Source organism: Planctomicrobium aquicomposti, assembly GCF_051466325.1.
Classification (GTDB): Bacteria; Planctomycetota; Planctomycetia; order Planctomycetales; family Planctomycetaceae; genus Planctomicrobium.
Genome location: NZ_CP195792.1, coordinates 2,178,735 through 2,193,784 on the forward strand (window position 1 = coordinate 2,178,735; position 15,050 = coordinate 2,193,784).

At 58.6% G+C, this 15,050-nt stretch carries 14 protein-coding genes and 1 tRNA gene; 10 read left to right on the forward strand and 5 right to left on the reverse strand.

The features are described from left to right. Positions 1–10: 10 nt before the first annotated feature. Positions 11–83, reverse strand: a tRNA-Lys gene (locus tag SH664x_RS08395). Between the two features lie 368 nt (positions 84–451). After that, positions 452–1,672: an HD domain-containing phosphohydrolase gene (locus SH664x_RS08400; protein WP_437206640.1), complete on the reverse strand. Its 1,221-nt coding sequence runs from the start codon at positions 1,670–1,672 to the stop codon at positions 452–454. 528 nt (positions 1,673–2,200) lie between these two features. On the opposite strand from SH664x_RS08400, the gene SH664x_RS08405 reads away from it, so the two are divergent. The 3 genes from SH664x_RS08405 (at position 2,201) to SH664x_RS08415 (ending at position 4,527) form a co-directional block, all read left to right on the forward strand. Next, complete coding sequence (locus tag SH664x_RS08405) at positions 2,201–3,205, forward strand: ribose-phosphate diphosphokinase (RefSeq protein WP_437206642.1); 1,005 nt, start codon at positions 2,201–2,203, stop codon at positions 3,203–3,205. A gap of 350 nt (positions 3,206–3,555) precedes the next feature. Next, complete coding sequence (locus SH664x_RS08410) at positions 3,556–3,879, forward strand: Rieske (2Fe-2S) protein (protein ID WP_437206644.1); 324 nt, start codon at positions 3,556–3,558, stop codon at positions 3,877–3,879. Positions 3,880–4,044: 165 nt separating this feature from the next. Beyond that, on the forward strand, positions 4,045–4,527 hold the full coding sequence (locus SH664x_RS08415) for an FHA domain-containing protein (RefSeq protein ID WP_437206645.1): 483 nt from the start codon (positions 4,045–4,047) through the stop codon (positions 4,525–4,527). Between the two features lie 214 nt (positions 4,528–4,741). On the opposite strand, the gene SH664x_RS08420 is transcribed toward SH664x_RS08415, so the two are convergent. Next, positions 4,742–5,260, reverse strand: coding sequence for a hypothetical protein (locus tag SH664x_RS08420; protein ID WP_437206646.1), 519 nt, complete (start codon positions 5,258–5,260; stop codon positions 4,742–4,744). A 351-nt stretch (positions 5,261–5,611) separates the two neighbouring features. On the opposite strand from SH664x_RS08420, the gene SH664x_RS08425 reads away from it, so the two are divergent. Next, positions 5,612–6,484: a universal stress protein gene (locus SH664x_RS08425; protein ID WP_437206648.1), complete on the forward strand. Its 873-nt coding sequence runs from the start codon at positions 5,612–5,614 to the stop codon at positions 6,482–6,484. Between the two features lie 103 nt (positions 6,485–6,587). On the opposite strand, the gene pruA is transcribed toward SH664x_RS08425, so the two are convergent. After that, the gene (gene pruA / locus SH664x_RS08430; RefSeq protein WP_437206650.1) at positions 6,588–8,201 is read right to left on the reverse strand and encodes an L-glutamate gamma-semialdehyde dehydrogenase; all 1,614 of its coding nucleotides are present in this window, start codon (positions 8,199–8,201) and stop codon (positions 6,588–6,590) included. 186 nt (positions 8,202–8,387) lie between these two features. Here pruA and SH664x_RS08435 point away from each other — a divergent pair, with 186 nt between their 5' ends. Beyond that, a complete protein-coding gene (locus SH664x_RS08435; RefSeq protein ID WP_437206652.1) occupies positions 8,388–9,581 on the forward strand; it encodes a M24 family metallopeptidase in 1,194 nt (397 codons plus the stop codon). Between the two features lie 237 nt (positions 9,582–9,818). Here the strand turns inward: SH664x_RS08435 and SH664x_RS08440 are convergent, their stop codons facing one another. Beyond that, the gene (locus tag SH664x_RS08440; protein WP_437206653.1) at positions 9,819–10,697 is read right to left on the reverse strand and encodes a hypothetical protein; all 879 of its coding nucleotides are present in this window, start codon (positions 10,695–10,697) and stop codon (positions 9,819–9,821) included. Between SH664x_RS08440 and SH664x_RS08445 the strand changes: the two genes are divergently transcribed. The 5 genes from SH664x_RS08445 (at position 10,696) to SH664x_RS08465 (ending at position 14,939) form a co-directional block, all read left to right on the forward strand. Continuing rightward, on the forward strand, positions 10,696–10,914 hold the full coding sequence (locus SH664x_RS08445; protein ID WP_437206655.1) for a hypothetical protein: 219 nt from the start codon (positions 10,696–10,698) through the stop codon (positions 10,912–10,914). The genes SH664x_RS08440 and SH664x_RS08445 overlap by 2 nt on opposite strands. A 394-nt stretch (positions 10,915–11,308) precedes the next feature. Continuing rightward, positions 11,309–11,938 (forward strand): sigma-70 family RNA polymerase sigma factor, encoded by a 630-nt coding sequence (locus tag SH664x_RS08450; protein WP_437206657.1) that lies wholly within the window; start codon positions 11,309–11,311, stop codon positions 11,936–11,938. Then, complete coding sequence (locus tag SH664x_RS08455; protein ID WP_437206658.1) at positions 11,935–13,356, forward strand: FecR domain-containing protein; 1,422 nt, start codon at positions 11,935–11,937, stop codon at positions 13,354–13,356. The genes SH664x_RS08450 and SH664x_RS08455 overlap by 4 nt, the downstream gene beginning before the upstream one ends. Before the next feature lie 78 nt (positions 13,357–13,434). Continuing rightward, positions 13,435–14,400: a DUF1559 family PulG-like putative transporter gene (locus SH664x_RS08460; protein ID WP_437206660.1), complete on the forward strand. Its 966-nt coding sequence runs from the start codon at positions 13,435–13,437 to the stop codon at positions 14,398–14,400. A 95-nt stretch (positions 14,401–14,495) separates the two neighbouring features. Further along, positions 14,496–14,939 carry a hypothetical protein gene (locus SH664x_RS08465; RefSeq protein WP_437206662.1) on the forward strand — a complete coding sequence of 148 codons (444 nt, stop codon included), beginning with the start codon at positions 14,496–14,498 and terminating at the stop codon, positions 14,937–14,939. The last annotated feature ends 111 nt before the right edge of the window (positions 14,940–15,050 follow it).

The window sequence follows — 15,050 nt, forward strand, 5'->3', positions numbered from 1 at the left end:
ACTTAAAAAGTGCCCCCGCAAGGACTCGAACCTTGGACCAATTGATTAAGAGTCAATTGCTCTACCAACTGAGCTACAGGGGCAGATCGCATCTCTCAACGCGATTTCCCGACTGCCACACTCGTAAACCGATGCGGCGGAAGGGAGACGACTACCTCGCCTCAAGTGCGAAATGGTGCGTGGATCCAAAGTCTAATCAGTCCGACTCGTTTGGCAAGTCAGCCGCGAAAGAAGATTGAGGGACTTGCGCGCGGGCCGCTCTGTCCGGAGGCGAGTTATCGGGAACTCTGAAGAAGCCGGGGCAGCCCTGCCGCAGGCAGATAGCGAGGCGCTGGTCGCGTACGGGGTGAGAACCGTTTGACATTTGCTGGCCTCGTCCTCGCCCACGCGGAACTCTAAATTTCACCAGGCGAAATGCCGGCTGCGAGGCCATGGGAAAGATCAGCCTGCTCTACCTGTCCATGAAGTCCAGCTGGATCTGTATGATTTCTTCCGAGCGGGCGAAGAACGCGTCGAGGATTCGAGGGTCGAAGTGGGTGCCGCGTCCCTCTTCCAGTATGGCGAAGCATTTCTCGCGGGAGAACGCGGGTTTGTATGACCGTCGGGTGCTGAGGGCATCGTAGACGTCGGCAACCGCCGTCATTCTCCCTTCAATCGGGATATCCTCTCCCTTCAGCCCGAGTGGATAGCCGGTGCCGTCGTAACGCTCGTGATGCGTCTGCGCGATGCGGGCTGCCAGCATCAGCAAGGGCGAGCTCGGGACGTGCAGCATGCTCGCACCCATCCGGACATGGGAGCGAAGGATCGCCGCTTCCTGTTGGGGAAGTGGCTGAATGATCTCTTTGCCGATCGCGCAATGCGTCTTCATGAGCTCGTACTGGCTGTCGTCGAGTTTTGCAGGCTTGTGCAGAATGGCATCGGGGATCCCGATTTTTCCGATATCGTGCAGCTGGGCAGCCAACTCAAGAATTTCGATTCGGGAGGGGCTGAACCCCAACTCCTGCGCGATCACGCTGACGTACTTCCCGACCCGCATCACATGATGACCAGTATCGTCATCGCGGAATTCCCCCGCGCGGGCGAGGCAATGCACCACTTCTTCACGCGAGGCGGCGAGTTCACCGGTACGCTTGCGCACCTGATCTTCCAGCCATTCGGCATGGCTGGCGAGCTGGTCCCGGTAGTGTTTGTTCTGGAGGAGATTGCGGACGCGGGGGAGCAATTCGGTTGGGTCCACAGGCTTTGCCAAAAAGTCAGAGACCCCCAGCTCAAGGCAGACCTGTTTGACATCTCGATCGGTCGAGTCGGTCAACATGACGACCGGAGTGTATTGAAACGCCTGATCGAGACTCATCACGTGAAGGATGTCGATCCCGCTGATTTCGGGCATCACGACATCCAGCAGGACGAGATCGGGTTTCTCCTTCCGGATCATTTCAACTGCTTCGGACGATTCGGTGGTCGTCACAAAGTGAGCATAACCGGCCTCGGTCAGATGCTGACGCAGGCTGCGGACCTGAGCGGGTTCATCGTCGACAATGACGATCCGGGACGATTTGGTGCAGAGCGACTTCTTCGAGATGGACGTGTCGAGAGAACGCTGTAACGAAGAGACGCTGACTAATCGCGAATCGGCTGCAGATCGATGTGGCTGGAATTCGGCGAGTGCCATGACCTGTGTTCAGTTCTGAGTCGGGAGTCGGGGGGCAATCGTCAGGCGAGACAGTCAGACCGCTCTCAGCGTGCGGAAAGTTGCAAGAAAACTTGCGGTCCGAGGGTTCTCCCGCTCGCAGGGGCCAATCAAGCTGATACGGCTCGATGAGGTTTAGCTTGGAGAACAGCCCGTGGCGGTCACTTTCAAACCTGCAGTCCACGGAATTTCGCTTTCTTCCGGGAAAGATTCCGACAACACGGTTTCTTCGTCAGAGACGATACTGTCCAACACAGAATCTGGTTGGGAGATTGCGGGCAGCTGCAGGGTCGCCGGTGGCAGCGATTCGTCGGGCAACACTCGCCGCGTTCATTTGATTTACGCAAGTCATTGTGCCACATATTCTTGACTACACTTCGTTCTGCTGCTGCGGAGGAAGAACGACGATTACCGCCTGCCGCTTGTGATCCCCATGCCGACGACTATGATTCAGTCGCAGTTGTCTACCCGGCCACTATCCCCGCACCGCGATTGTCGAACCGTTTCACAATGCAGCATCGCCAAAATCACGGCCCCCGGCCGCATCCGTTTCAACCACCGCAGGGAGCCCTGGCACTGCTGGCGGGGTCTGCCAACAAGATTCTGGCTCAGCGGGTCGCCGACCAGCTGGGAGTCAGGCTGACTCCCTGTGAAGCTCACTATTTCAGTGAGGGGAACGTCTTCGTCCGTATTCTTGAGAACGTGCGCGGGCGTGACTGCTACATCATTCAGGGGACTCATCAGCCCGTGAATGACAATTTCATGGAGTTGCTGTTCTGGGTCGACGCTCTCAAGCGGGCCAGCGCGCAACAGGTGACGGCGGTGGTTCCCTTTTTCAGCTATGCGAAAGGGGACAAGAAAGATGAGCCGCGGGTTTCGATTCGTGCCCGCGTCTGTGCGGACTGCATTGAAGCGGCCGGGGCGGATCGCTGCCTGATGATGGATCTGCACACGCCGCAAATTCAGGGATTTTTTCATATCCCGGTTGACCACCTCTACGCCCGGTACGTGATTTGTGATCACATCCGCACGTTGAACATTCCCAATCTGGTGGTCTGCAGCCCGGATGTCGGATTCGCCAAAAGTGCATCGGCGTATGCGAATTACCTGGGAGCTCCGGTCGTCATCGGAAACAAGACCCGTCGCGATCACACAGAACGGGCTCAGGTGCTGGAGCTGATCGGCGATGTCCGCAATAAGAACGTCCTGATTGTCGACGACTTCACGATCTCCGGCGGGACGTTGATTGCGATGGCGGACCTGCTGAAAGAGCGGGGAGCCAACGACATTTATGCGGCCGTCTCGCATGGTGCACTCTCGAAGGGAGTCGCTCCCAAGATCGCTGCCAGCCAGATCAAGCAATTGTTTATGACGGACACGATCGAACGGCAGCACGATCCGCTTCCTCACAACATTTCGGTGGTTTCGGTGGCGAAACTGTTTGCGGAAGCGATTCAGTCGATTCACGACCGGACAAGCGTTTCCCAGCTGTTCCCGGATACTCCGGAACTGTGAGACGGCGCTCATCGATTACACGGACGGGAGCGACGCGTCTCACGAGCGTACCGGGTTCAGCAGTCTGGTTCGGTATGTTCGCCCCAACGGAGCCGGAATGTCGGGCTCGCTGCCAGTGGAGGGATTTTCCCCGAGGCAAAGAGAGGCCTGACGACGGGGAACTGAGTCAGAGCGCGGTGTCGGTGTTTGACAGCCCGCTCAGTCGTGACGAGCATTGCCTTTTAATGAGGCGAGTTCACACTGGGGCCCCGGGAAAGAGCAATCTGCTCGAATGGAAATGCAAATGTGGGTCGAGCCGCGGCCTCAGGTGAGAGGCGGTGGAACTTGCCCCGAAAGCTGGATCAGTCGTTATGAGCCAATACGAAAAGCTCGCAGAGCGGGATGAAATTCCGAATCTCGGTCGAAAAGCGGTCATCATCAACGATGAGATCCCGGCGTTATTGCTGCGGGCCGGTGATGACTACTATTGTGTCGAAGATGTCTGCTCTCATGACGGACAGCCGCTGACGGATGGGCCTTTTGACGGGCGTGAAATCACTTGCCCAAGGCATGGTGCCCGGTTCGAGGCGGCGACGGGAAAAGCGGTGTGGATGCCGGCCACGGAAGCCATCCGGGTCTTTGAAGTCGAAGTTCGGGACGACGGGATTTACGCCCGGGACCCGGAAGCAGGCTGAGCAGATGTTGCAGATGACAAAGACGCAACGTCCCTTGCGGGCATCCGAAATTTCCGCGGGAAACGTGGATTTTCCTGAACTTTCCTCACCGGGCTTCAGGAATTCGGTCTAAAATCAGACCGCCGTCACACATCTTCTCTGGCCCATCAAGCGGAAAAACGTGACATGCCAATGGTCATGATACCTCTTGCGGGTGGCCGCCCGATCGTGCTCGAGAAGGCGATCATTTTCTTCGGACGGGGAGCCGAATGCGATGTGGTGCTGACAGCCAGTCGCAAAGTTTCCCGCAAGCATTGTTGCGTCGCCCAAATTGAGGACTATCACGTCGTCCGCGATCTCGGCAGCATGAATGGTGTGCGGGTGAACGATCAGCTGGTTGATACGGAGCAGCGGCTCAGCGCAGGGGATGAGGTCTGGGTTGGAGATGTCGGGTTTCGGCTGCAGTTTGTGGAGGCCCCGCAGGCCGGTGCGGCGAATGCCAAGAGCAAAAAACCTGCACCCGTTGTGGATCCCCGCTACCTCAGTCTTGATATTCCGGTTGTGATTCCCGAAGAAGGGGCCCCGTTCGGTGGGGATGCGAAGCGCCCCCGTAAGGGAATCCCGAGTGATGAAATCATCGAAATCGGCGACGACGACATCATCGAATAGGACAGGCGGCTCTTTCCCGCTTTTGCCCAACGCGACGGTAATCAACCGACTGGCGGAGAGTTCGCTCACGCCAGGCAGGATCGTATGGCCGCCGCGTGGTGATCGACGTCCTGTCTGTCTCGAGCATCCTGATTTTTGATTGCCCGCTGCGCGGATCTCAGCATTTCACCCGACGAAACGCTGGCTGCGCGGGCACTGGAAAGAGCTTCCTGATCTAAGCCTGATCGGGGTCATATTGCTGCACAAACTCATGGAGCAGCGCGATTTCTCCGACCAAATGCGCGTTGAAGCGTTCGTGCTCCCTCTCGGGGATGACGAATTCGCGGAATCCCCGGCCCCCCGCTTCCCGGAATTCCAAGCGTTCCAGATATTCTTTCTCCACGTGGAAGCGGAGAACGTAGCCCGCATACTCGGAGTTCGCCCGGCGTGTCTGTTCGCGCGCTATTCTGATGGCGTACGCTTCGGACAGCACGGGAGTGAAGGTTGCCATTCCTTTTTGTGAAAGCGGTAACCGGACCCATCCCGCGCCGGCGATGAAATCCAGTTCCGGCTGCCCAACCGAACAGTACAGCGTGACGACATGCCGGGCATTCATCACCAGACTCTTCACTCCGCTTTTGATCATGCTCTGTGTCAGCACGACTTCGCCGGCCCGAACTTGCGAGAGGATCGAGCCGGCAAACGGATTTGTGGGGTCATTCTGTCGTTGTCTGGGGGCAGCTTCGGTCAACATCGCTCCATTGTCCTCGCGGGTTGCTTCACGGTCACGTCCGTCGGCTGTTCTTCCAGAACAGCCCGCCACAGCGTGTCAGTGACGAGAGTTTTCAAGGCGGCAGCAGGTTCGCAGCGTGGCCGGAATTCCGGAGAGTTTTCATTGCATTCCGCCACCGTCTCAATTGTTTCCGGGGCTCTCTCTATTGCATAATGAATCAAGGCTCTCCGATGGATTGCAGGCTGAGGGGAGAGAGGATGCTCCAAGGCATCCTCGCCGGGACGGCCGGGGATTTTCCCGCGGCCCCTCCAGTTGCCTCTCGATGATCGCGACATTCACGATTGGTCTGACTGACTTTGAAGAGGTGGCGGGATGAAAATTTTGCTGGCAACAGACGGTTCCGAGCACTCGCTTACTGCAGAAAAGTTTCTAGAGAAGTTCCCCTGGGGACAGCAGCCCGACGTGATACTGATTCACGTCGCTCCGATTCCGATGGCCGATGTCAGTCATGTCTACGAGGAGTACTGCAAGGAGGGAGAGAAGCTGCTGCAGGAGGCGGCGCTGCGGTGTGCCAACTGGGCCCGGCGGGTCGAACGCCGCATGTTGTCCGGAAATGCCGCCCAGCATCTGGTGACGACGGCAGAAGTACAGGGAGCCGATCTGCTGGTTCTGGGGGCCCGTGGACTCGGGGGCGTCGGTCGATTTCTGCTCGGCAGCACTTCGGAAAAAGTTGCCAAGCTGGCCCCCTGCTCCGTGCTGATTGTCCGCCCCTGCGAATCGTCAGCCGGCTGTCCTTTGCGCAGGGTGTTGATTGCCACCGATGAATCAGGCCCCGCACAGGCAGCCGCCCGGCGATTTGGCCGGTTTCCACTCGGAAAAGACTGCGAAATCACGGTCATGACCGTGATGCCCGACGTCAGCTCTTACTACAGCCTGACCCGCTCAGCAATCTCCGATTCCACATTCGAAGTTCGTCGCCAGCAATTTGAGCAATCACTGCAGGAGCTGGCGACCGAGTTGCAACCGACGGGGGCCTCCACCAAGGTTGTCGTTCGCGAATCGATCAACCCCGCGCAGGAGATTCTGGAGGTCGCGAAAGATCACAAGTCGGAACTGATTGTGATGGGGAATACAGGGCTTTCCGGTTGGGAACGACTGCTGCTGGGCAGTGTCTCCCTGCGCGTGCTGCAACATGCGCCCTGTTCGGTCTGGATCGGTCGGTCCCCTGCAGGGGCAGAGGGCTGATTACGAGCCGCTGCGTGCTCGCTCTGTCCTTTCCGACAGAACGAGCACTGTTTTGCCCGACACCCGGTAACACGCTGCGAGCGCACCCGCAGGAGCAACCACTCTATCCCTTTGCGGGAGGTGCAAATCCCCGACGCATCGTGTTCTCGCTGACGTTCATCGGCAGCAGGAACTGCAGCAGGTAGTCCGGCCCGCCAGCCTTGGTTCCGATTCCCGACATGCGAAACCCGCCAAAGGGCTGTCGTTGCACGATCGCGCCGGTAATTCCTCGGTTCAAGTACAGATTGCCGACGGCAAATTCCTCGCGGGCACGCTGCAGGTTCTTGGGGCTGCGGCTGAAGACACCACCGGTCAGGGCATACGCGGTGGAGTTCGCCAGCGTCAGTGCCTGATCGAAATTCTTGGCCCGCAGCACCGACAGCACGGGGCCAAAGATCTCGCTCTGTGCTAAACGGGAGTCAGGTTCGACGTTCGCAAAGACGTGCGGACCGATGAAATACCCTTCTTTCGTCAACTTGCCGAGATCGGTTTCGACGACCGCGAGGGACTCGTCTTTGCCGATCGCGATGTAGTCCTGAATCCGCTGAAACGCGTCCTGATCGATCACCGGGCCGAGGTCGCTTCCCGGGGCTTCCGCCGGACCGACAATCAGACTTTCGCAGGCGGCCTTCAACCGCTCCAGAAAAACGTCGTACACCCCGCCGAGCACAATCACCCGTGAACAGGCGGAACATTTCTGTCCCGAATAGCCGAAGGCACTGCTGACAACATTCTGCACGGCATCATCCAGATCCGCATCTTCATCGATGATGATGCTGTTCTTGCCTCCCATCTCGGCGATCACCTTCTTCACGCTCAGCTGCTGGGGGTGAACTTCCGCCGCCAGGCGATTGATTTCCAATCCCACTTCGCGCGAGCCGGTGAAGGCGATGATTTCAACGTCCGGGTGTCCTGCCAGCACCGGCCCCACTTCCGGGCCGTATCCGGGCAAGTAGTTCAACACGCCCGTCGGCAGCCCGGCGTCGCGGCCGATTTCCATCAGCTTGGCGGCGACGATGGACGATTGCTCCGAAGGCTTCAGGACCACGGTGTTCCCCGTGACCAGAGCTGCGGCGGCCATCCCGGTCAGAATTGCGAGCGGAAAATTCCACGGCGCGATGACGACACAGACTCCCCGGGACCGGTAGAAGTAGCGGTTCTCTTCGCCGGGGTAATCACAGGTCAGGATGTTGTCGAGCTGCCGCATCGTGAGGGCGTAGTAATTGCAGAAGTCGATCGCTTCCGCGACATCGCCATCCGCCTCTTTCCAGGGCTTGCCGCACTCATGGACCATCCACGCCGCCAGCTCGAACCGGCGACGGCGCATTTCGTTCGCCATCAATTCCAGGTATTCCGCCCGATGGCCGGCGGGAACTTTCCGCCACTGCTGCCAGGCCCTGCGCGCGGACTCCACAGCCTGAGCCGCATGATCTGCTGTCGCCGCCGCGACGCTCCCGACCGTCTGCGACATGTGTGACGGATTGCGGGAGATGATGTGGGTGCGACTGTCGATCGCCTTCCCGTTAATCACGAGCGGATAGTCTCCGCCAAACCGGTCGCCGACGTCCGACAGCGCCTGCAGCATCTCTTCCTGATTGTTCTTCCGACTGAAATCGGTCAGCGGCTCATTCTGAAACCGCACCACGGCAACCGATCCGGTCTGGTCAGCCTGCGACATCAACTGCTCCTTGTGATTGCAATCCCGCAGGATCATCAGCGACGGGGTTTACGTCAAGTTGTCTGGAACAGATTTCGACGAGTTCCCACGCTCCGGCCGATTCCATATCCTGAGCCATACGCCATGAAGAGGCTGAAATGGCAATTTTGATCTCTTTCGAGACTTGACGAACCGGACTGGACCCCCATGCAATTCGATCTTCCCGCCATTCAGCAGGCCCTGACTGCGTTTCAGATCGACGGCTGGCTGCTGTACGATTTTCGCGGGATCAACCCCCTCGCTCGACGCATTCTGCAGCTCTCGCCGAACAGCATCGGCTCGCGGCGGGTTGTGTACGGGATTCCCGCCACCGGAACGCCGTACAAGCTCGTCCACGCGATTGAACAGGAGACGCTGGACCACCTGCCGGGCGAGGATCATGTCTATCTGCGCTGGCAGGAGTTCGCGGCGGGGATCGAGAATTTCGTTCGCGGAAAGCGGACAGTCGCGATGGAGTACTCCCCGCAGGCCGGGAATCCGTATATCTCGCGAGTGGATGCCGGGACCATCGAACTCGCACAAAGCTTCGGAACCGAGATTGTCTCTTCCGGGAACCTGATTCAGCTCTTCGAAGCAGTCTGGGATGATTCGCAATGGGTCATGCACCAGCAGGCTGCGGTGGTGACCCATCAGGCCTTCGGGGTGGCGTGGCACCTGATTGCTGAGCGGACTCGTGAGGGAGGGATGGTCACTGAATCCGAAGTCCGGGCGGCGATCATGCGCTACTTCGAAGCCCATCAGGTGACCACATATCATGCCCCGATCGTCGCCCGAAATGAGCACAGCGGCCTTCCCCACTACGAGACCGGCACTGGGACCGACTGCAACATTCGACAGGGGGATTTTGTCCTGATCGACCTGTGGGGCAAGCTCGATCGTCCACGCAGTGTTTACAGCGACCTCACACGGACGGGCTATGTCGGGGAGACAGTCCCCGAGCGCTTTGAGAAGATTTTCCAGATTGTGGCTGCTGCGCGGGATGCCGGAATCGAGAAGATCCGACAGGCTTTCGCGACGGGAACGCCCCTCCCCGGAGCGGAGGTCGATGACGTCGTGCGGGCAGTCATCGAACAGGCCGGTTTCGGTAAGTACTTCACGCATCGAACCGGTCACAGTATTGGCGAAGATCTCCACGGCAACGGAGCCCACATCGACAATCTGGAGACCCGCGAAGACCGCTTGCTGCTGCCCGGTACCTGTTTCTCGATCGAGCCGGGAATTTATCTGCCGGACTTTGGAATCCGGAGCGAAGTCAATGTCTTCATCGACAAGCAGGGTGCGGTCCACGTGACGGGGGGTGAAATTCAACGCGAGGTCTATCCAATCCTGCATGGCAGGTAAGGATCGCTTGCCGCAAATGGCGTTGCCCCTGCTGATCATCGCACGGTGCTGACCGGGGTCTCACGGCAGGCTGGAGGACCGACCGTACAGCGAGCGTCCGAACAGGGATTGCCAGTGCCTCGAACCACGGGACTGCTGGAAGCGTGTGAACGCGATGCCAGCGGATCAACTCGCTCGCTGTTCAGTCAATCTGTTGATCGCTTGCTGGTTTACGCTTCACTCGTCCGGTCTGCGTGATTACTGTTTAATGTTAAACTCACATTCCTTGAGCGCGAATCGCAGTCGCAGCATGTTGTTGCGGGAGATATGTTTTTTGGCCAGCTGCAGGAATTTCAGGCCGCTCATTCGGCACAGCACGGAGGTGATGCCATCGGTAATCTCCACATCGGTGATATATAATGTTTCCAGGTGCGGCAAGGTGGCCAACGCCTGGAAGCCTCGCTCGGTAAATTCACCCTCAAGGGAGAGGGTGTGGAGCTTTGTGAGAGAACCGAAGTGCTCCAGTCCCTTGTCGGTTAATCTGCAGCCTTCCGACCAGAGTGTATGGAGCTTGGGGGCCGCGATTCGGAGTACTCCTGCATCCGTCATTTTGGTGCCTGCCAGGCAGAGGACTTCTAGCGCTGGCAGGGAGGCGGTAACGTCCGTGCCGAGATTCACCGGATTCCCCCGTAGATCAATCTCCGTCAGCAGGGGATGACCGGCCAGCTTTCTCAGGCCGTCGTCCGTCAGGCCGGATTCATGGACGTAAAGACTTTTGAGATTCGGACATTGCCGGACCCATGCGAACGCCGCATCGGCGTTTTTCAGGGTCAGGGTGAGCGTGTGAAGCTCCGGGAAGGCCGGCAAGTACAACAGCCCCTCGCCGGTGACTCGAGTCTCCTGGATCACCAGGCTCTTCAACCGGGAACATCCCCTGAGGTACTGCAAGTCTGCATTCGAGATGTTGCAGCGGCTGGCACTGAAATGCACCAGGTGCGGCATGTTTGCGACATGTGAGATATACTCCGATGCATTCTCGGTGCCCGTGAACCAGGCCCGTGTAAACTGATCCTCCTCGTTGCGGTCCGTGCCGACGTTCCTTTCCCATAAGTAATCGTGAAGTTCCTGATTGGTCATGCCCCCTCCGTTTTCCCATACCTTGGTCTCACCGGGGCGCGAAGTCAATGTGGTCGAACGGAGCCTGAACAGCGAAGTCTTCCGGAAACTCCGGGAAGCCTCGGGGCTGGAAGGTCGCGAACTGCTTCCTCTCAGGGTTTTCGAGGCCGCTGTGTTAGGGGCCAACCCTGAGCGGGGCGTTGACTCCGGAAGCGGAGCCCCACAGCTTTCAGGATGAGTCTGCTTAGTACCTGTCCGCTCCAGCCAGTGACGGGTACTAAGCACACAGTATTCGCCGCACTGGGCTCCGTGAGGAACGGGAGCTCGCCAGTCACACGCCTGTTGAGAAGTGCTGCTGGGACCTGAGTCAGTTCCGGCAGTGCACGTTGACTGAAGTCTCTGTGGTCTCGCAGTGTGGCGTGCACGGCGGTCGATTCGCGATCTGAAATGTCTCTGTGGTCGCTTGGCTGCAGCTGTTCGTGGCGTTGTCTTGTCGCAACCTGAGCGGCGAGAATTTTCTGTCGCGACCTGACGGACGCCGACTTACGTAAGCCATGAGGTCAGAGTCAGTTACGGTTCTGGCTTCAAACGGTGCCCCCCTTCGAAACGATCTATAGCATCGGGAGTTCCCCATGGGGAATCGAAAAAAACGAAAAAAGATCGACAGATCAACGGGGGCTGCTGCCAATCTTACCAACAAGGCGTCGAGCTTCCTTTCATTCAGGGACAAGACGGTGCGGCATCAGCACGAAGAATTTGTGAAAGCGTTTACGGCGATTCACCGCCAGTTGTACGCCTATGTCGTCGCGCTGACGCCGCAATTGCATGATGCCGATGACGTGTTTCAGCGCACATCTCTCGCCTTGTGGGAACGCTGGACCGAATTCGACCCGCAGCGGGACTTCCTGGCGTGGGCAGCGGGCGTGGCACGCATTCAGGCCAAGAACTACCTGACCCGTGGCGGTCGACTGGGCGAGGCGCTCGATGAGTCGACCGCTTGTCAGATCGCCGATGTGCTGCAGAAATCGGGAGCGGTGATCGATCGACGACTCGATTTGCTGCACGGTTGCCTGCAGCGGCTGACTGAGCCTCAACGAGCACTGCTGAAACGCTGCTACGCTGAGAATGCCGGCTTTGAATTACGTTCGATCGCTGAGGAAATGCAGATCACCGCCAACTCGCTCTATCAGCGTCTGAAGCGGCTGCGGGAAATGTTGCACGAGTGTATCGACCGGGGCCTGGTGGCGGAGCGTGGGGCATGACAGCGACACCACGTGAAGATTTTTTCGGCCAGCTGCCGGAAGATCAGGAACTCCGCGAACTGGTCGCTGCCCATTGTCATGGAGTGGCGACTTCTGAGCAGCGGCAGGCATTGCACGCACGTCTCGCAGTCGATGAATTCGCCCGTGAATTTTATCTCGCACACGTCTCTCTGCATGCCGAGTTGTTCCTGCGGGCTGCTACGTTTCCGGAGTCATTGTCGCGAACGCTTCCCTCTGATACGAGTCCGGTTGCGGCCAACCCTCGGCGGTCCCGGTCCCGGCGACTTGCCCGTTCTCTGCTGGTGGTGGGCGCGCTGGCGATTCTGCCATTGATCGCCTGTCTGCTGCAGCCCGGTAAGGTGGTCGCCTGGCAGTTGTCGCCTGAACCAGGTGGCCCGAGGATGCCGCTGCGAGCCGGGGCACTTGTTCAACCGGTCAGTCAGTCGACGACGATTGAGTTCCCCAGCGGAGTCCAGGTGGGACTGCTGGCGGATTCCAGTCTCCAGATTCTCTCGGAAGATCGAGTCCGACTGAACGCCGGTCAGATCCATGCAGATGTCGGAGACAGGGGACGGGGATTCACTGTTCTGACTGCCACCGCCGAGGTGGTCGATCTGGGAACAACGTTTGGAGTCGCAGTTTCCCGGACCTTGGATACCGATGTGGTTGTTTTCAGCGGCGAAGTCGCTGTCGAAACAGGGCGAACCCGGAAATCGAGTCTCCCCCGTCTGTTGCAGGGAGAGGCCATTCGGGTTGATGCGAAGGGGGGCAATTCACGCATCTCCGAGATCTGGGAGGGAACTTCGCCGGAGAAATGGTCCACTCGTAAGATGGCTCTTGTCCGTTCTCCTATTGTTTCCGTTGAAGACAACCGGCCACCGCGCACGTCGACAAAATACTACGCGATTGTGCCAGGCGGCTTCCGGGAAGACGCAAAAGTCTATGTGGATCGCCCCTATGAATGGAACAGCCTCACGAAGGAGGGTCTGCCTCCCGAATTGCAGGGGGCGGACTACATTCGCACCTTCAACGAAGACAAGTTCCTGCCAGACTTCCAACTCACACTGACCCTGTCCTCACCGGCAGAGGTTTATCTGCTGGTCGACCCCCGACATCTCACGCCGGAATGGCTTCTGCGGGACTTCGAATTGAAAGACTGGAAGGTTGGTCTCGATCTCGGCCGCAAGCTGGGACAGCCGGGCCTTCCCGCTCCTCCACCCGGAATCTCTGCGGATCGCATGCTCGGCAAGGGGGCGGGGGAATCGGTCGACATTCCGATGGCAGTCTGGAAGCGGAAGACCACGGGTGCGGGGCGTGTTCTGCTGGGGGCCAACGGTGCCCGGTCCGAAGAATTATTGCAGGCGGAAGTTGATGCCGGCTCCATGTATGGAATCGTTGTTCGCCCGATCGATTATTGAAATTGAATTGTTTTGCTCTGGCATTAAAAACTTTGTTCTTGTTTGACAGGATGTGACATGGCTGGGTGCAGAAGAGTTTTGGAGAGTCCTGGAATTCCCGTACGGCGTCGGGGGTTCACACTGATTGAACTGCTGGTGGTGATCGCCATTATCGCTGTGCTGATCGCACTGCTGCTGCCTGCCGTGCAGCAGGCTCGCGAAGCGGCACGACGCACCCAGTGCAAGAACATCATGAAGCAGTGGGGACTGGCGCTGCATAATTATCACGATGTCATGTCGACCCTCCCGATGGGGTCGATTGGGATCAACACCGCGACCGCCAGCCAGGTCGGCTTCCATGTCCTGCTGCTCCCCTACATCGACCAGGGAGCGCTCTACAATCAGTTCGACCTGAGTCGATCTGTCCTGGAATCCCCCAATCTCGATCTGGCCCAGAAGGTGACGCCGCTGAACTTCTGCCCGAGTGCAAGCGAGTTGCAGCAGCGTGCCACCGATGATGAGGCTTCCGCGACAATCCACTACTACGGCGTGTCCGGAGCGAAGGGGCCCCGTCCCGCTCCCCTGACAGGCAGGTACGATTGTCGGCATGGCAACAACACCGACAGTTCAGCAGTGTGCATTGGCAGCACTCCCAGTCTCGGGGGCGTTGCAACCAATGGCATGCTGACCGTAAACCAGTCGATCGGATTTCGCGATTGCACCGATGGCCTGACAAACACATTTCTGATGGGTGAAATCTCCTCGCCGGTCGCTACCAACCGGAGTGGCCATTGGCGTGCCTGGACCCGTGGATCCAATAAGGCTTCCTCCAATCACAGCTCGTGTTCGCACAAGAACGTGACGGTGGGAATCGAGCGTTTTTCGGGACAGGCGACATCCGGTCCGCGATTTAACGACACGCCCTTCGGCAGCCAACACACCGGTGGAACGCACTTCCTGATGGGTGATGGCAGTGTCCGCTTTGTCTCAGAAAATGTGGACTTCACCACCTACCAGTCAGCCGCAAGCCGGTCCGACGGCGAGCAATATCAGCTGGCTCAATAGTTTCGGGTGTGGCGGAAGAGCCACGACGTTTTATCGCAGAGCTCTTCCGCCATTCTGTTCATCGCCCTCGAACGTGACATGAATTTTCAGCCAAAATGATTCGTTTTCCACAACAGTTGATGACAACTTTTCAGACCGGCTTCGTGGCCGTCTGCCTGCTCGCACTCGGAGGATGTGCCGGTTCGGACGGTATCGACCTGCGGGATCTTTCCGGTCGAGCCACATTCGACGGAGCCCCCATCGTGTACGGCACGATTCAATTCGTTCCGAACGCGGAGAAAAATCACTCGGGCCCGCTGGGGTCTGCGGAGATTATCGACGGGGTTTACGATACGCGGCTCTCCGGCAAAGGAATTGTGCGCGGCCCCTATCTGCTGCGGGTGACGGCCTTCACCAAGCGGCCGCCGCCAATCGTCGACGACAAGAATCCGGGCCCCATCATTCCGACGGTATTCGACGAGTATTCCGTCGAGGCTGTCCTGGATGCAGAGACCTTTGACTTTGACGTTCCTGCCTCGGCAAGACGCGGCGGACGATGATTCGTCTGCTGAATGAGCCCGGACCTTTCGGGGCTCACTCGACGGGCCGGAATGGAGATCTCCAACTCCCGGCTGAATGTCGAATTCGGAGTTCTGCTGTTCGACCAGCCC